This window comes from Yoonia sp., from assembly GCF_014859355.1.
In the GTDB taxonomy this organism is placed as follows: domain Bacteria; phylum Pseudomonadota; class Alphaproteobacteria; order Rhodobacterales; family Rhodobacteraceae; genus Yoonia.
The window spans coordinates 16,430-31,990 of record NZ_JACUUJ010000030.1 but is presented as its reverse complement, the minus strand read 5'-3'; the positions used below and the strand labels follow the sequence as shown (position 1 = coordinate 31,990).

General features: G+C 58.6%; 17 protein-coding genes. 12 read left to right on the top strand and 5 right to left on the bottom strand.

Annotated elements, in window-relative coordinates:
• Window positions 1–118: 118 nt before the first annotated feature.
• The 9 genes from yajC to IBX59_RS11100 are packed head-to-tail and all read left to right on the top strand — an operon-like array spanning window position 119 to window position 6,142.
• Window positions 119–400 carry a preprotein translocase subunit YajC gene (gene yajC / locus IBX59_RS11140; protein WP_296375475.1) on the top strand — a complete coding sequence of 94 codons (282 nt, stop codon included), beginning with the start codon at window positions 119–121 and terminating at the stop codon, window positions 398–400.
• 22 nt (window positions 401–422) lie between these two features.
• Entirely contained in the window at window positions 423–2,084 is a 1,662-nt protein-coding gene (secD, locus tag IBX59_RS11135; RefSeq protein ID WP_296375474.1) for a protein translocase subunit SecD, read from the top strand.
• A 1-nt stretch (window position 2,085) separates the two neighbouring features.
• Window positions 2,086–3,054 carry a protein translocase subunit SecF gene (gene secF / locus IBX59_RS11130; RefSeq protein WP_296375473.1) on the top strand — a complete coding sequence of 323 codons (969 nt, stop codon included), beginning with the start codon at window positions 2,086–2,088 and terminating at the stop codon, window positions 3,052–3,054.
• 12 nt (window positions 3,055–3,066) lie between these two features.
• Window positions 3,067–3,420 (top strand): Mth938-like domain-containing protein, encoded by a 354-nt coding sequence (locus IBX59_RS11125; RefSeq protein ID WP_296375472.1) that lies wholly within the window; start codon window positions 3,067–3,069, stop codon window positions 3,418–3,420.
• Window positions 3,421–4,032, top strand: coding sequence for a heme ABC exporter ATP-binding protein CcmA (gene ccmA / locus IBX59_RS11120; RefSeq protein ID WP_296375470.1), 612 nt, complete (start codon window positions 3,421–3,423; stop codon window positions 4,030–4,032).
• Entirely contained in the window at window positions 4,029–4,685 is a 657-nt protein-coding gene (gene ccmB / locus IBX59_RS11115) for a heme exporter protein CcmB (RefSeq protein ID WP_296375467.1), read from the top strand. The genes ccmA and ccmB overlap by 4 nt, the downstream gene beginning before the upstream one ends.
• Window positions 4,686–4,727: 42 nt before the next feature.
• Window positions 4,728–5,474: a heme ABC transporter permease CcmC gene (gene ccmC, locus IBX59_RS11110; protein ID WP_296375465.1), complete on the top strand. Its 747-nt coding sequence runs from the start codon at window positions 4,728–4,730 to the stop codon at window positions 5,472–5,474.
• A complete protein-coding gene (gene ccmD, locus IBX59_RS11105; protein WP_296375463.1) occupies window positions 5,467–5,610 on the top strand; it encodes a heme exporter protein CcmD in 144 nt (47 codons plus the stop codon). Before ccmC ends, ccmD begins: the two co-directional genes overlap by 8 nt.
• Window positions 5,603–6,142, top strand: coding sequence for a DsbE family thiol:disulfide interchange protein (locus IBX59_RS11100; protein ID WP_296375461.1), 540 nt, complete (start codon window positions 5,603–5,605; stop codon window positions 6,140–6,142). Before ccmD ends, IBX59_RS11100 begins: the two co-directional genes overlap by 8 nt.
• Before the next feature lie 75 nt (window positions 6,143–6,217).
• Here the strand turns inward: IBX59_RS11100 and acnA are convergent, their stop codons facing one another.
• Window positions 6,218–8,995, bottom strand: a complete 2,778-nt coding sequence (acnA, locus tag IBX59_RS11095; protein ID WP_296375460.1) for an aconitate hydratase AcnA — start codon at window positions 8,993–8,995, stop codon at window positions 6,218–6,220.
• A 233-nt stretch (window positions 8,996–9,228) separates the two neighbouring features.
• Here acnA and IBX59_RS11090 point away from each other — a divergent pair, with 233 nt between their 5' ends.
• A complete protein-coding gene (locus IBX59_RS11090; protein ID WP_296375458.1) occupies window positions 9,229–9,921 on the top strand; it encodes a thioredoxin family protein in 693 nt (230 codons plus the stop codon).
• Here IBX59_RS11090 and IBX59_RS11085 read toward each other — a convergent pair.
• The 3 genes from IBX59_RS11085 to IBX59_RS11075 all read right to left on the bottom strand — a co-directional run bounded on the left by IBX59_RS11085 (window position 9,918) and on the right by IBX59_RS11075 (window position 12,558).
• Window positions 9,918–10,802 (bottom strand): lysophospholipid acyltransferase family protein, encoded by an 885-nt coding sequence (locus IBX59_RS11085; protein WP_296375477.1) that lies wholly within the window; start codon window positions 10,800–10,802, stop codon window positions 9,918–9,920. The genes IBX59_RS11090 and IBX59_RS11085 overlap by 4 nt on opposite strands.
• A 242-nt stretch (window positions 10,803–11,044) precedes the next feature.
• Window positions 11,045–12,094 (bottom strand): FliG C-terminal domain-containing protein, encoded by a 1,050-nt coding sequence (locus tag IBX59_RS11080; protein WP_296375457.1) that lies wholly within the window; start codon window positions 12,092–12,094, stop codon window positions 11,045–11,047.
• 47 nt (window positions 12,095–12,141) lie between these two features.
• The gene (locus tag IBX59_RS11075; RefSeq protein WP_296375455.1) at window positions 12,142–12,558 is read right to left on the bottom strand and encodes an autoinducer binding domain-containing protein; all 417 of its coding nucleotides are present in this window, start codon (window positions 12,556–12,558) and stop codon (window positions 12,142–12,144) included.
• Window positions 12,559–12,769: 211 nt separating this feature from the next.
• On the opposite strand from IBX59_RS11075, the gene IBX59_RS11070 reads away from it, so the two are divergent.
• Both IBX59_RS11070 and IBX59_RS11065 read left to right on the top strand, forming a co-directional pair.
• On the top strand, window positions 12,770–13,378 hold the full coding sequence (locus IBX59_RS11070) for an autoinducer binding domain-containing protein (protein WP_296375453.1): 609 nt from the start codon (window positions 12,770–12,772) through the stop codon (window positions 13,376–13,378).
• A gap of 121 nt (window positions 13,379–13,499) precedes the next feature.
• Window positions 13,500–14,159, top strand: a complete 660-nt coding sequence (locus IBX59_RS11065) for an acyl-homoserine-lactone synthase (RefSeq protein ID WP_296375451.1) — start codon at window positions 13,500–13,502, stop codon at window positions 14,157–14,159.
• 55 nt (window positions 14,160–14,214) lie between these two features.
• On the opposite strand, the gene purB is transcribed toward IBX59_RS11065, so the two are convergent.
• Complete coding sequence (gene purB / locus IBX59_RS11060; protein WP_296375449.1) at window positions 14,215–15,522, bottom strand: adenylosuccinate lyase; 1,308 nt, start codon at window positions 15,520–15,522, stop codon at window positions 14,215–14,217.
• Window positions 15,523–15,561: the final 39 nt, after the last annotated feature.

Sequence of the window (15,561 nt, the reverse complement as noted above, 5' to 3'; positions counted from 1 at the left end):
CGGCCCCCGCTTGCCCCATATCGCGATTACGGCTGCGACAGCGTTGCCAATCGGTGGGCCAGCATTTAGGTTGCCGCAACTTTCGTCCGCCACGGCGGGCCAGACAAAGGGATAGGATATGCGACCACAAGACCTTATTATGCTCGTACTGATCTTTGGGATCATGTATTTCCTGCTGATCCGTCCACAGCAGAAAAAGCTGAAAGAACATCAGGCGATGCTGAATGCGCTGCGCCGGGGCGATCAGGTGATTACGCAGGGTGGCATCATGGGAAAGGTCACCAAGGTCAAGGATGACAGCAACGAAGTTGAGGTCGAAATCGCAACGGGTGTGCAGATTCGTGTGGTCAAGGCGACAATTGCGAGCGTTGTGAACAAGACAGAACCGGCGAAATCCTGAATCCGGCAAGGGGCCGTTTTTCATGCTGAATATCTCAACGCCGAAACAGGTGATGATCTGGCTCACGGTGATCGTGGGCCTGATGCTTGCCATGCCGAACGGGTTTTATGGTCGGGTCGAGGCGCATAACGACGCGATGAAGGTCATCCAGACCGGGCGAAGCGATGCAACACTGGCCGAGGCTGCGGCAGGCTGGCCCCGGTTTCTGCCGTCCAATCTGGTGAATCTTGGCCTTGATCTGCGCGGTGGCGCGCATCTGCTGGTCGAGGTCCGGGTCGAGGATGTGCATGCGACCTTCCTTGAAGGATTCTGGCCCGAGGTGCGCGATGTGCTTGCCGCCGAACGCAACATAGTTGGTTTTGTGACACGCGAGGACAGCCCCGAGAGCGAATTGCGCGTGCGCATTTCAGAACCCGGCGGTGCCGCGCGCGCGCTGGAACTGGTGCGTGGTCTGGGCCGCCCTGTGACCACGCTGATGGGGGCCGGCGCCAGCAATATAAACGTGTCGATGAACGGCACCGTTCTGACCATCACGCTGAGCGACGCCGAAAAGCTGGCGATGGATGAACGCACGATTTCGCAGTCGCTGGAAATCATCCGCCGCCGCATCGACGAGGTCGGCACCCGCGAACCCACGATCCAGCGGCAGGGCGCACAGCGTATTCTGGTGCAGGTGCCCGGTGTCGGGTCTGCCAATGAAATCATCGACCTGCTGGGAACCACCGCGCAGTTGACATTCAACCCCGTGCTGGGGCGCACCGGTGATGCGAACCAATCGCCGGGCAGCGGCAACATCCTTGCCCCAGATGCCGAACAAGAGGGGCTATTTTACATTCTGGAACGCCGCCCCGTCGTGACAGGCGAAGATCTGGAAAACGCGCAGCTTGATTTCGACCAGAACGGGCGGCCTGCGGTTGCATTCCGTTTCAATACAGCGGCGGCGCGCAAGTTTGGCGATTATACGCTGGAAAATATCGGATCGCCCTTTGCCATTGTGCTGGACAACGAAGTGATCTCTGCCCCCACAATTCAAAGCCATATTCCGGGTGGTTCGGGCATCATCACCGGCAATTTCACGGCAGAAGAGGCGACAAACCTTGCCGTGCTGCTGCGGTCGGGCGCCTTGCCCGCCGAACTGACGTTCCTTGAGGAACGCACCATCGGCCCCGAACTGGGGCAGGACAGTATCGACGCAGGCAAGATCGCCTGTATCGTCGCGGGGCTGGCGATTTTGCTTTACATGGCGCTAAGCTATGGTTTGTTCGGCATCTTTGCCAATATCGCGCTGATCATCAATGTCGGGCTGATCTTTGGTCTTTTGTCCGTTGTCGGGGCCACGCTGACCTTGCCGGGGATCGCGGGGATCGTGCTGACCATCGGGATGGCAGTGGATGCCAATGTGATCGTGTTCGAACGGATTCGCGAAGAATTGAAAACCGCCAAGGGCCCGGCGCGCGCGATCGAACTGGGCTACGAAAAGGCGCTGTCGTCGATTGTGGATGCCAACATCACCACGTTTATCACGGCGGTGATCCTGTTTACCATCGGGTCCGGTCCGGTCAGTGGTTTTGCTGTGACTTTGGGGTTTGGCATCATGACATCGGTGTTCACTGCCTTGTTCGTCACGCGGTCAATCATTTCCCTGTGGTTCGCGCGCACCCGTCCCAAGACAATCGAGGTTTGATATGCGCCTGAAACTGGTTCCCGACGTTACAACCATTGATTTCTTCAAACGCGCCCGTCTGTGGCTGGGGATATCGCTGGTCATGATGGTGGTGGCATTTGGGTCGTTCATCATTCAGGGGCTGAACTACGGTATTGATTTCCAAGGAGGCACCAGCATCCGCACCCAGTCAGGGGTGCCTGTTGATGTGGCCGCCTACCGCAGTGCGCTGGCGCCGCTTGATCTGGGGGATGTGTCCATCGCCGAGGTGTTCGACCCGACATTTGGCGACAACGAACATGTGGCCATGGTCCGTATTCAGGCACAAGAAGGTGACGAACGTATCGCATCGGACACGATCCTGGAAATTCAGACCGCCCTGCGCGGTATTGACCCTGAAATGCAGTTTCCGTCAGTTGAATCTGTCGGGCCAAAGGTGTCGGGCGAACTGATCAACACCGCCATTCTGGCCGTGGCTTTGGCTGTTGGCGCCATTCTGGCCTATATCTGGCTGCGGTTCGAATGGCAGTTTGCCGTGGGTGCTGTGCTGGCGCTGGTGCATGACGTGTTGCTGACCATCGGGATTTTTTCGGAATTGCAGATCAAGTTTGATCTGGCGATCATCGCGGCCTTGCTGACCATCGTGGGCTATTCGATCAACGACACGGTGATCGTATTCGACCGGGTCCGTGAAAACCTGCGCAAGTACAAGAAAAAAGACCTGAAAGATGTTCTGAACCTGTCTATCAACGAAACCCTATCGCGGACGTTGATGACATCGGGCACGACTCTGCTGGCGCTGATTTCGCTGTTTGTGCTGGGGGGCGATGTGATCCGCGGGTTCGTGTTTGCGATGATCTGGGGCGTGATTATCGGCACTTATTCATCCATTTTCGTGGCTTCTGCGCTGCTTTTGGTGCTGGGCGTGAAACGTGACTGGTCGAAAAAAGACCCCGCCGCTGGCACGCGCTTTGGTCATATTGATACCTAAAAGGGGGCCGCAATGCGCCTGAACGAAATCAGCTATAATGACGCGGTCCCGATTGATGGCTATGGTCCGGGATTTTTCCGCATTGGCGGCAAGATCATCAATGGTCCTGTCGCCGTTTTTGCATCGGGTGTGACCGCTTGGGGCGGATTTGATGATACCGCTATGATCCTTGCACAGGGCGATGACCTTGATGTGTTGTTCGTGGGCACTGGGGCGGAAATTGCCCATCCGCCCGCCGACTTCCGCAAAACGCTGGAGCACGCAGGCATCGGGGTGGAAACCATGGCATCGCCTGCGGCCTGTCGCACCTACAACATCCTGTTGTCCGAAGGGCGGCGCGTGGCTGTTGCCCTGATCCCGGTCTGAATGCTGCAGGTGCGCAATCTGTCCTGTGCGCGCGGTGGTGTGCCGGTGCTGAACGCGGTCAGCTTTGATGTGGCCGCAGGGCAGGCGCTGATCTTGCGCGGGCCGAACGGTGTGGGCAAAACCACGCTGCTGCGCACCTTGGCGGGGGTGCAACCGGCGCTGGATGGTACTGTGGATTTCCCCGAAGAGCAGGGTGCCTATGCCAGCCACGCCGACGGGATCAAGGCCGCACTGAGCGTGACCGAAAACCTCGTGTTCTGGGCCGAGGTTTACGGCGGGGACTTGCCCGATGACATTCTTGAAAAATTCGACCTGACCGACCTGCGCGACCGTCCGGGCGGCACCTTGTCTGCCGGGCAAAAGCGGCGGCTGGGCCTTGCGCGGCTTGGGGTGATCGGGCGCAAAGTGTTGTTTCTGGATGAACCTACCGTGTCGCTTGACCGCTTTTCGGTCAAGCTGTTTGCCGATTGGCTGCGCGGGCATCTGGCGGCGGGTGGCATTGCGGTGATCGCCACCCATATTGATCTGGGGCTGGACGCGCCGGAACTGGATTTGACCCCGTATCGGGCCGCCCCCGACGCCCATGGCGGCAGTGACGAGGCGTTTTTATGATTGCGCTTTTGCTGCGTGACCTGCGCCTTGCGGTGCGCGCGGGCGGCGGGTTCGGGCTGGGGCTTGCGTTTTTCCTGATCGTCGTGGTGCTGGTGCCCTTTGGCGTGGGGCCTGACACTGCGCTGTTGTCGGCCATCGCACCCGGCATTTTCTGGGTCGCGTCACTGTTGGCGGCGCTTTTGTCGCTGGACCGGATATTCGCGCTGGATTTCGAGGACGGGTCGCTGACGCTGCTGGCCACTTCGCCGCTGCCCTTTGAAGGGGCGGCATTGATGAAGGCGCTGGCGCATTGGATCACCACGGGTTTGCCGCTGACGGTGGCCGCCCCCGCGCTGGGGTTCCTGCTGAACCTCGCGCCCGAGGCTTATGTTTACCTGCTGCTCTCGCTGCTTTTGGGCACGCCGGCGCTGTCGATGATCGGCACCTTTGGCGCGGGGCTGACGGTGGGGTTGCGGCGGGGCGGGCTACTTTTGTCGCTCTTGGTTTTGCCGCTGTATGTGCCAACACTGATATTCGGGGCCGAGGCGGTGCGGCGCGGCGCGGACGGGCTTGACCCGACGGGCGCGTTGATGTTGCTGGCAGGGATCACTGTCGGGGGCTTTGCGCTGTTGCCGTTTGCCACTGCGGCGGTTTTGCGGATCAATCTGCGGTGATCGGGGATTGAGGGTGCTTGTGGGGCAGGATAGATAACAACCATGTCGATCTGGGAATATGCAAATCCGAAAAAGTTCATGGGCTGGACAGGGCCCGTGCTGACCTGGACCTTTATCCTTGGCGGGGTGTCTTTGGCAGTGGGCTTGGTCTGGGGGTTCTTTTTCACACCCGATGATTTCCGGCAGGGATCGACGGTGAAAATCATCTATCTGCATGTGCCTGCGGCGCTGATGGCGATCAACGCCTGGATCATGATGCTGGTTGCGTCATTGATCTGGGTGGTGCGGCGGCACCATGTGTCGGCCCTTGCAGCGCGTGCGGCGGCCCCGGTGGGGATGACCATGACGCTGATTGCGCTGTTTACCGGCGCGATCTGGGGCCAGCCGATGTGGGGCACCTATTGGGCGTGGGATCCGCGGCTGACATCGTTCCTGATCCTGTTTTTGTTCTACCTAGGCTATATCGCCCTGTGGGAAGCCATCGAAGACCCCGACACAGCCGCCGACCTGACGGCGGTTCTGTGCATGGTTGGATCGGTCTTTGCGATTCTGTCACGCTATGCCGTCCTGTTCTGGAGCCAAGGGCTGCACCAAGGCGCATCGGTCATGCGGGCCGGGGCGGTGGCGGGTGACACGCAGGAACGCGTGTCCAACGTCTTTGCCGTGCCGCTGTTCATCAGTATCGCAGGCTTTGTGCTGTTGTTTGTGGCACTTGTTCTGTTGCGCACCCGGACCGAAATTCGTGCCCGCCGGATGCGCGCACTGGAAGCGAGGATGCGCCGTGCTTGATCTGGGAAAATACGCGGTCGAGGTGCTGTTGTCTTACGGGGTCAGCCTTGGCCTGCTGGCGGTCATCGTGGGGCTGAGCGTCCGGCGGTCGCGTCGGGTGCGGGTCGCCTTGGAAAGGATCGAAAAGAATGGCTAAAATATCACCAATGATGATCATTCCTCCGGTGATTTTCGCAGCGCTTGCCGGGCTTTTCGCTGCCGGAATGTTCCGCGACAATGCCAATGAATTGCCGTCCACCTTCGTGGGTCAGCAAGCGCCGTCCGTTCCAGTCGAGGCGGTGCAGGGGACCGTGCAATTGACCGATGCGGACCTGCGGGTCGGTGACGTGACCATCGTGAATTTCTGGGCCAGCTGGTGCCCGCCCTGCCGCGCCGAACACCCCAATCTGCTGGATCTTCAGGCGCAGGGGTATCGCGTTGCGGGCATCAATTTCCGCGACCAGCAGGCACAGGCGTCAGAGTATCTGATCAATTCCAAAGACCCGTTTTTTGCCACGGGGTTCGATCTGCGCGGCCGTGTCGCGATTGACTGGGGTGTGACGGCACCGCCGGAAACATTCATCGTGGGTGGCGACGGGACCGTGTTGTTCCGTTTTGTCGGCCCGCTGATCGGGTCGGATTATGAACAGCGGTTCCTGCCGGAACTGGCAAAGGCGATGGCCGAATAAGTAAAGGGCGGGGTTTACCCCGACACCCCCGAAAATCAAAAAAGGCCCCGGTTTTGCGCCGGGGCCTTTTTGGTATCAGGATGCTTTTGCCAGATTGCGCAACACATAGTGCAGCACGCCACCGTTTTCGATGTATTCAATCTCGACCGCGGTATCGATCCGGCATTTGACGGTGATATCCTTGGTCGTGCCATCAGCATAGGTGATCTGGGCTGTCATGGCTTGCAGCGGCTTCACTGCGTCCAGACCTTTGATCGTGACCGTTTCTTCACCTGTCAGGCCCAGCGTCTTGCGGGTGTCACCGCCGGTAAATTCGAACGGCACAACGCCCATCCCCACAAGGTTGGACCGGTGGATGCGTTCAAAGCTTTCCGCGATCACCGCCTTGACGCCCAGCAGGGCCGTGCCCTTGGCCGCCCAGTCGCGCGATGACCCGGCGCCATATTGTTCACCGGCAAAAATCACCAGCGGGGTGCCTGCATCCTGATAGGCCATCGCCGCATCAAAGATGGATGTCTGCGCGCCATCGGGGCCTTTGGTATAGCCGCCTTCGACACCGTCCAGCATTTCGTTCTTGATGCGAATGTTGGCAAAGGTGCCGCGCATCATCACCTCGTGGTTGCCACGACGCGACCCATAGCTGTTGAATTCGCGCACCGGCACCTGACGGTCGATCAGGTATTGACCGGCAGGGGTGGTGTCCTTGAACGAACCGGCAGGCGAAATGTGGTCGGTTGTCACCATATCGCCCAGCATTGCCAGCACTTTGGCGTTTTCGACGTTTTGGATCGTGCCTGCGTCCTTGGGCATCCCCTTGAAATAGGGCGGGTTCTGGACGTAGGTCGAGGATGCGGGCCAGTCATAGGTTTCGCTGTCGGTGGTTTCGACCGCCTGCCACTTTTCATCGCCCTTGAACACATCGGCATATTTCGACTGGAACGCCTCGCGCGTCACGGTTTTTTCCACCAACGCGTTGATTTCGGCGGATGTTGGCCAGATGTCGCGCAGATAGACATCATTGCCGTTCTTGTCCTGCCCGATCGGATCGGTCGCGATGTTGACGTTCATGTCGCCGACCAGCGCATAGGCCACCACCAGCGGCGGAGAGGCCAGATAGTTGGCGCGCACGTCAGGCGAAATGCGCCCTTCGAAATTGCGGTTGCCGGATAGCACCGAAGTTGCAATCAGGTCATAGTCGCTGATGGCCTTGGAAATTGCTGGGTCCAGCGGGCCGGAATTGCCAATGCAGGTGGTGCAGCCGTAACCGACAAGGTTAAAGCCGATGGCATCCAGATCCTCTTGCAGGCCTGCGGCCTCCAGATATTCCGACACGACCTGGCTTCCGGGGGCGAGCGATGTTTTCACCCAAGGTTTGCGGTTCAGGCCCAATGCACGCGCCTTGCGGGCCACCAGACCGGCCCCGATCATCACATAGGGGTTCGATGTGTTGGTGCAGGATGTGATGGATGCGATCACGATAGACCCGTCATGCAACTGGTAATGGCCGTTTTCGGTTTTCACATAGCCACGGCTGTGGAAACCTTCGTCGCCGGGGATTGTGGCAGGTTCGGGCTGGCCGCCTTCACCTTCCCAGCGCATTTCCTCTTTCACGGTGGCATCGACGCCGCCGCGCACGCCCTTGACGTAATCACCGAATGCTTTGCTGGCGACATCGAGGTTGATGTGATCCTGCGGGCGCTTGGGGCCGGAAATGGCGGGCACGACGGTGCCCATGTCAAGGCTGAGCGTATCGGTGTAAACCGGCGCATAAGATTCATCACGCCAGAACCCGTTTTCCTTGGCGTAAGCCTCGACCAGCGCGATACGGTCTTCGTCGCGGCCGGTGTTGCGCAGGTAGCGCAGGGTTTCGTTGTCGATCGGGAAAAACCCGCAGGTGGCGCCATATTCGGGGGCCATGTTGGCAATGGTCGCGCGGTCGGCCAGCGGCAGATGGTCAAGGCCCGCGCCGTAAAATTCCACGAATTTTCCAACGACGCCCAGTTCGCGCAGCATTTCCACAACCTTCAGCACAAGGTCGGTGCCGGTGGTGCCTTCGGTCATGGCGCCGGTCAGTTCGAACCCCACAACCTCGGGGATCAGCATGGAAATGGGCTGACCCAGCATCGCGGCTTCGGCCTCGATCCCGCCAACGCCCCAGCCCAGAACGGCCAGACCGTTGACCATGGTGGTGTGGCTGTCGGTGCCGACCAGCGTGTCGGGATAGGCGACCATTTCGCCATTCTGGTCGGTGTCGGCCCAGACGGTCTGTGCCAGATATTCAAGGTTCACCTGATGGCAAATGCCCGTGCCCGGTGGCACAACGCGGAAGTTGTTGAACGCGCCCTGACCCCATTTCAGGAACTGGTAACGTTCCATGTTGCGTTCATATTCGCGGTCCACGTTCATCTGGAACGCACGGGGGTTGCCGAATTCGTCGATCATCACCGAATGGTCGATGACCAGATCGACGGGGTTCAGCGGGTTGATCTGCTGGGCGTCACCCCCCAGCGCCTTGATCCCGTCGCGCATTGCGGCAAGGTCCACCACGGCAGGCACGCCGGTGAAATCCTGCATCAGCACGCGGGCCGGGCGATAGGCGATTTCGCGGGGGTTCTTGCCACCCTTGGCGGCCCAGTCCGAAAATGCCTTGATATCATCGACCGAAACGGAAAATCCGTCATCCTCGAACCGGAGAAGGTTTTCCAACACCACCTTGAGCGCGGCGGGCAGGCGCGAGAAATCACCCAGGCCCGCGGCTTCTGCTGCGGCGATGGAATAATAGGCGACGGTCTGGTCGCCCACGGTGAGGTTTTTGCGGGTTTTGGCTGTGTCTGTGCCGACGATGATTGTCATGGCTACCCCTTTCAAGGCTGGTGCTGTGCAAGGCTCTTGCCTGTGCTTTTGCCCCAAGGTCAGTAAGCTTTCAAGAGGCGGGTGGAAATTTTTGTATACCATTGCACACAATAAGGCGTGATCTGCGCTGACCTCGGTTGAAACATGGATGCCGCGATCATCGCAATTGGTTGATTGGTTATTTCAGCCTTGTCTGTTTAAACCGAACCGGCACAACAATGGCGGGATGTTTCATGCGGGTTCTTCTGATTGCCTTTTCATTTCTCGGGATGATAGCGGTTGGCCCCGTGCATGCTCAAAACGGGCCCGTGGTGATCGAGCTTTATACATCGCAAGGCTGTTCTGCCTGCCCGCCTGCGGATGCGATGCTGGCTGAACTTGCAAAACGGGATGATGTGATCGCGCTGGCGCTGCATGTCGATTACTGGGATTATATCGGCTGGGAAGATGTGTTTGCCGATCCGGCTTATTCGGCCCGGCAACATGCCTATGCCAATGCGGCGCGGGTGGCGGCTGTTTATACCCCGCAGATGATTATCAACGGGCAGGATCATGTGGTCGGGTCGCGCACCATGCAGGTGATGGATCGGCTTCAGGCGCAACAGGCGAAAGGGTTGCCGCTGCGCGTCACGATGACCCGCCAGGCGAACCGTGTGCTGATCGCCGCACCTCCCACCGAATCGGGTGATTACGTGGTGCAATTGGTGCGCTATACGCCTGAACAAACCATGGTCATCGCCAGGGGGGAAAACGCGGGGCATGAATATACATACACAAATACCGTGACATCATTGAACGTGATCCACCGTTGGGATGGTGCGTCTGCCCTGGGGATAGATGCGCCGGCCGAGGGCACCGATCCTGTGGTTGTTATCATCCAGAAGGCGGGGCACGGTGCCATCGTCGCGGCGGCTGAACTGCGCTAGCTGGTCTTGCGCGGCTTCCAGCGGCGATGCACCCAGAACCATTGCGCGGGGCTGCGCGCGATCTGCGCCTCGAGCCGGGCGGTCATATCAGCCATCATGGTTGCCGGCGGGCCATGTGGCACCGGATCTTCGATTTCGACGGCAAAAGACATACCATCAGCCTGCCTGATACCAAAATAGGGAATGACCAGCGCATCAAGTTTCAGCGCAATATCGGCTGCGGAAGTGGCGGTATGGGCAGGCTTCCCAAGAAAGGGCAGGGCGATCCCGCTGGCCGCGACATCAAACAACAGTGTTCCCATGCCGCCGGATTTCAGGTGCCGGGCAAAGCCCATGGTGCCACGCCGTCCCTGTTCAAAGACAGGCCCGCCCCATGATGTCATGGTTTTGGCGTAGTGGGCGTTAAAAAACGGGTTCTGCATCGGGCGATAGAGACCGCCAATGGTATGGCCCATGTGGGTCAGCACCTGGCGCGGGGCCTCGTGATTGCCGAAATGGGCCGTCACAAAGATCACCGGGCGGCGGTCTTTGGCTGCTTCGGCCAAGGGAACCAGCCCCCCGCCGGTGGGCCGCGTGTCAGCCACGCGTGCGCCAAATTCGGCCCAAGCGTAGTTTTCGATCAGCGTGCGCCCGAAGTTGTCGCAACATGCCTCTGCCAGCGCGCGCCGATCAGCGGCGGGCATATCGGGATAGATGAACGCCAGATTAGCCTCGGCTCTTTGGCGATAGCCCAGCAAAGGGCCTATAGCGCGGCGCAGGGCAGACCCCATCATCGGCACCCGTTTTTCATAAGGCAAGGCAAGCGCTGTGCCGATCAGGCCGCGCAGCACCTTGTCTGCCAACCAGTCAGCGCGGGTTCCATGGGATATGAGCCGTGTCATCAGGCAGCGGGTGCGTGGCCCGGCAGGCCGCTGGTGCTGACGCGCGGTGCGTGCTGCATCGCCCCCCAAGGGCCCATGCGATAGGCCCGACCGGGTGCGGGGTTTGACAGGGCGGCAAGGCGCATCGCAGTTGCATGTAACAGCGCGGGCATCGCAAAAGTTGGGTGTATCGGGCGCGTCATTACCCATAGATACTGCACAGCGGGCGGAACTGTCCATGGTGCTGCCCACCCTCCGGGGGGTCAACTGTCGGCGTCCTCCTCTGTTTCGGGGTCACGCAGGGTGATGATGCCGGTTTCAACCAGATCGCGAATCGCAGTTGTTACGGTTGCCATGGCGGTTTCAGCTTCGGCTTTCTTGATGCGCCCGCGTTCTGCGGCGTCTTCGCGTAATTGGGTGGCCATACGCTGTGATAAGTTCTTTAGGATATATTCGGCGGATTCCACCATCGCCGGTTCGCCCGCCAATGCAGCGGCGACCGCGGTTGCCATGACGTCATTATCCACAGAACGGAGACAGTTGGGAATGTCGGTTGGTTTGACGCGGGGGGCGATATCCTTGAACGTAAAGATCGCGCGCCGGACATCATCGGCAAAATCGGGATCGGCAGCGCCCAGGCCTTCCAGCACATCCTCGCGCGTGTCGGTGGCGGTCGCGTTCAGGATCGCGCCCAAACGTTGCACCGGCGCGTTTTCAAAGGCCAGAGGTTTTGGCGTGCCATAATCATGTGCCAGGGCGGCGCCAATCTTGCGCACTGTTTCAGGGGCAATTTTTGCGGTTTGGGACATGGCATAGGTGATGCGGCGCGCGCGGTCGCCCGGCGTTTTGACCAATACTTCTGCTGCCTTCCTGACGGGGAGTTTTGACAGGACGACAGCGCAAATTTCGATACTTTCCGCTGTCATGATGGGCACGATCCGTTCAACCGATAAATCAATGATCCGCGGCCAGTGGTCGCCATTGCGCACAGCGTCCATTTGCGCGCGCAGTTTTTCAGCAAGTGCAGGGCTCAGATGATCAGCGAGTGCGGTGATCGCACCATCGCGAGTGCCAGGGGCGGAGAGGCCAATTGTTTCCAGTTCTGTCACAAACTCCTCTGCTACGGCGCTGACCGTATCACGGTCAACCAGCCGGATCGCGCCCAGTTCGCGTGTCAGAAGTTCCTGCAACGGGTCCGGCAAATCGGAAAGCGACAGTGCCCCGCCATCGCTGATCAGCATCTGCACAATCATTGCGGCCTTGCGCCGTCGGGTCAGTGCGGAAGCCCCCGTAATTTTCGCATGTATACCCATACCACGACCCTAGTGCCAAAGGGTAAAGGAATGGTTATTCCCGCAGATCAAACGCCCGGATGTGTCACAATGATCGACATTTTTTTCAACTCCGCGACGGTTTCCGGGGGCAGCGCTTGCTGGTCGCGGGTTTGTGCATGCAAATGGTCGAATCGGGTGACCAGTTCGGCGATTTCATCGTCGCTGAATTCCCTGTCAGGTCGGGCAAAGCCCGACATGCTGAGGCTGTCACCTGCGATTGTTGCGTAAACAAAACCGTATTTCATGCCGTATTCGGCGGCTTTTGCCAGAATGCCGGCAGGGTCTTCCATATCTGACCAGCGGCAGACGCCGGTATTTTCAAAACACCAAAGCACTGTCGGATCGCTGATCAGCAACCCCGCGTGCGAATAGTGATCAAGCCAAGCCCTTGGGTAGCTTTGAAAGAAAAATGTCGGTGTTGTGAATTTTATATGCAGGCCCATCGCATAGCCAGATGCGGCGCGGTCATTGAACGCGCTCAAAATTTGACTAAGGTTGAACGCCTCAGGCGGCATTGCATTTACTCGCTTTCTGGTTGCTTTATTCTTGTATAACACGATACTAGAGAACAGCATTCCTTGAATGCATTCTAAAGATAACCCTACATGGGCGACAAGGCTTTTCTCTTGTGCAGGGAAAGCTCGGGGAAAATAGATGTATTCACTTCTTGGTCCTGATGAAATTCGCCAGTTGGCGCCGTCGGGACATTATATTGCTTTACGGATTGGCTTTGCGTTTCCGATGGAGGAAGTGAATGCGCTGCCCGAACCGTGGGTTGCCCATTACACAACACAGCGTTTCATGCTGGTTGACCCGGTTGTGCGCTGGGCTTACGGCAACACCGGCACCTGCCGGTGGAGCGCGCTTGATCAGGACGACCCGCGGCGCGTGATCGCGCAGGCGCAAACCTTCGGCTTGCGCTATGGTGTTGTGATTTCGGTGATGGACAGTGGCAATAACGCGCAACGATCTTTTGCTTCTTTCGCACGAAATGATAGGGAATACACCGATCTTGAGGTGAAATTGCTGCACGCCTATGTGATCCGGCGGCACAATGATACGGCCCCACCAACGAATCTGACCCGGGCAGAGCTTCAGGCGCTTGGTATGGTCAAGGACGGCAAGCGGCTCAAGGAAATCGCCTTTGAGTTGCGGGTCAGCGAGGGCGCTGTAAAACAACGCCTGAAGAACGCAAAGCTGAAATTGGGCGCAAAAACCAGCACACAGGCTGCGGCATTGGCGAACCAATACGGTTTAATCTGAAAACATCCCCCGTGTTTTTCTCTTTTTAATACAATTGGCGTTAAATTGTGATCGTTACTGGCGATAACACATTTTTAGGGTGCATCATGCGTCGCGCACTCGCTTAAATCAGGGGGAAAATATGCAGTCTATCATGTTCAATCTGACCGAGCTGTACCGCTACGGGCCTGCGTTTTTTGACTTTCTCGCGCTGAGAAAACAATTTTTTGTCGATCAACTGGGTTGGGATATCCCGCATGATGACCATGTCGAGATGGATCAATACGACAATCCCAAGGCGTATTATGCGTTGGTTTTGAAGAACGGCAGGGTGATCGGCGGTGGCCGTACCATGGCTACAACCGCGCAATGGGGGGCGCATACTTATATGTTGCGCGACGCGGTTGAAGGTAAGATCATCGGAATTCCCGACGATATCATGACGCATGTCGCGGTGACGGCGCGTGTTTGGGAATGCACCCGTGTTGTTGTTTCGTCCGAGATCACAAGCCCGACGCAAAGCGCTGCCTGTCTGGCCCTGATCGTCAGGGGCCTTGTTGCGCAAGCGCACGCGCATAGCGCGACCGAGATGATCGCACTGAGCCGTCCGTCGCTGGTGCGCGCCTTGCGCAAGATCGGCTATCAACCGCGGCTGATTGGTGCGCCTTATGTGAACGCCGACGATGGCCGGCGCTATGTCGCGATGAGCATGCCCGTCACGCGGCAATCAACGCCCAAAGGCGATTTTGTGCCAATCCATCAGCGGCCTTCACCTGCCTTGCCGGCGCAATCAATCCTGTGACAGGCGGCACGGCCGGCAGGTGAAGGAAATTGCATCTGCCGGTCTTGTGGTTGTGTTATTGAACGTCAAAAACCCGTGCGAAAATCGTATCGACGTGTTTGGTGTGATACCCAAGGTCGAATTTTTCTTCGATTTCCGCGGGCGTCAGGGCGTTTGTCACATCCGCATCGGCCAGCAGTTCGGTTTTGAAATCGGCCCCCTGTTCCCAGACCTTCATCGCGTTGCGCTGCACCAGTTTATAGGCGTCTTCGCGGCTGACGCCCGCTTGGGTCAGGGCCAGCAGCACCCGCTGTGACATCACCAGCCCACGGAATTTGTTCATGTTGGCCAGCATGTTGTCAGGATATATCACCAGTTTTTCAATCACACCGGCCAGCCGGTTCAGTGCGAAATCAAGCGTGATCGTTGTATCGGGGCCAATCGCGCGTTCCACCGATGAATGGCTGATGTCGCGTTCATGCCAAAGCGCAACGTTTTCCATCGCAGGCACCACCGACATGCGCACCAGCCGCGCCAGCCCTGTCAGGTTTTCGGTCAGCACCGGGTTACGCTTGTGCGGCATGGCAGAGCTGCCTTTCTGGCCGGGGCTGAAGAATTCTTCGGCCTCCAGCACCTCGGTGCGCTGCATGTGGCGTATTTCAATGGCGATGTTTTCGATACTGGAAGCGATGACGCCCAGCGTGGCAAAGAACATCGCGTGACGGTCGCGGGGAATGACCTGCGTGCTGATCGGTTCGGGGCGCAGGCCCAGTTTTTCGCAAACATGTTCCTCGACCGAGGGGTCGATATTGGCGAATGTGCCCACAGCACCCGAAATCGCGCCGGTGGCAATTTCCCAGCGCGCCTTTTCGAGGCGGTTCTTGTTGCGGTCCATTTCGGCGTAAAAGCGGGCAAAGGTCAGCCCCATGGTCGTGGGTTCGGCGTGAATGCCATGGCTGCGCCCGATACGCACCGTGTCCTTGTGTTCATAGGCGCGTTTTTTCAGGGCGGCCAAGACCCGGTCTACACCGGCCAGCAACAGATCGGCGGCGCGCACCAGTTGCACGTTCAACGTCGTGTCCAGCACATCGGATGAGGTCATGCCCTGATGCACAAAACGCGCCTCGTGCGATCCGATATGTTCGGCCAGATGGGTCAGAAAAGCGATGACATCGTGTTTGGTTACGGCCTCGATTTCGTCGATCCGGGCGACGTCAAATTGCGCATCCTTGGCTTTCCAGACGGCGGCGGCGCTTTCTTTGGGGATCACGCCGATGGCGGCCTGCGCATCGCAGGCGTGCGCCTCGATTTCATACCAGATGCGGAACTTGGTTTCGGGTGACCAGATGGCAACCATATCGGGGCGGGAATAACGGGGGATCATGGGCAAGGGCCTTTTTCAGGGGTGGGCAGCGGATTTCCC

What these genes read in the sequence shown, in the direction of transcription:
- IBX59_RS11065 (WP_296375451.1), top strand. Translation starts at nt 13,500, where the DNA reads ATGCAGTCTATCATGTTCAATCTGACCGAGCTGTACCGCTACGGGCCT.
- IBX59_RS11075 (WP_296375455.1), bottom strand. Translation starts at nt 12,558, where the DNA reads ATGGGCCTGCATATAAAATTCACAACACCGACATTTTTCTTTCAAAGC.
- IBX59_RS11090 (WP_296375458.1), top strand. Translation starts at nt 9,229, where the DNA reads ATGCGGGTTCTTCTGATTGCCTTTTCATTTCTCGGGATGATAGCGGTT.
- IBX59_RS11100 (WP_296375461.1), top strand. Translation starts at nt 5,603, where the DNA reads ATGGCTAAAATATCACCAATGATGATCATTCCTCCGGTGATTTTCGCA.
- acnA (WP_296375460.1), bottom strand. Translation starts at nt 8,995, where the DNA reads ATGACAATCATCGTCGGCACAGACACAGCCAAAACCCGCAAAAACCTC.
- IBX59_RS11125 (WP_296375472.1), top strand. Translation starts at nt 3,067, where the DNA reads ATGCGCCTGAACGAAATCAGCTATAATGACGCGGTCCCGATTGATGGC.
- ccmA (WP_296375470.1), top strand. Translation starts at nt 3,421, where the DNA reads ATGCTGCAGGTGCGCAATCTGTCCTGTGCGCGCGGTGGTGTGCCGGTG.
- ccmB (WP_296375467.1), top strand. Translation starts at nt 4,029, where the DNA reads ATGATTGCGCTTTTGCTGCGTGACCTGCGCCTTGCGGTGCGCGCGGGC.
- ccmC (WP_296375465.1), top strand. Translation starts at nt 4,728, where the DNA reads ATGTCGATCTGGGAATATGCAAATCCGAAAAAGTTCATGGGCTGGACA.
- yajC (WP_296375475.1), top strand. Translation starts at nt 119, where the DNA reads ATGCGACCACAAGACCTTATTATGCTCGTACTGATCTTTGGGATCATG.
- IBX59_RS11080 (WP_296375457.1), bottom strand. Translation starts at nt 12,094, where the DNA reads ATGGGTATACATGCGAAAATTACGGGGGCTTCCGCACTGACCCGACGG.
- IBX59_RS11085 (WP_296375477.1), bottom strand. Translation starts at nt 10,802, where the DNA reads ATGACACGGCTCATATCCCATGGAACCCGCGCTGACTGGTTGGCAGAC.
- secD (WP_296375474.1), top strand. Translation starts at nt 423, where the DNA reads ATGCTGAATATCTCAACGCCGAAACAGGTGATGATCTGGCTCACGGTG.
- purB (WP_296375449.1), bottom strand. Translation starts at nt 15,522, where the DNA reads ATGATCCCCCGTTATTCCCGCCCCGATATGGTTGCCATCTGGTCACCC.
- IBX59_RS11070 (WP_296375453.1), top strand. Translation starts at nt 12,770, where the DNA reads ATGTATTCACTTCTTGGTCCTGATGAAATTCGCCAGTTGGCGCCGTCG.
- secF (WP_296375473.1), top strand. Translation starts at nt 2,086, where the DNA reads ATGCGCCTGAAACTGGTTCCCGACGTTACAACCATTGATTTCTTCAAA.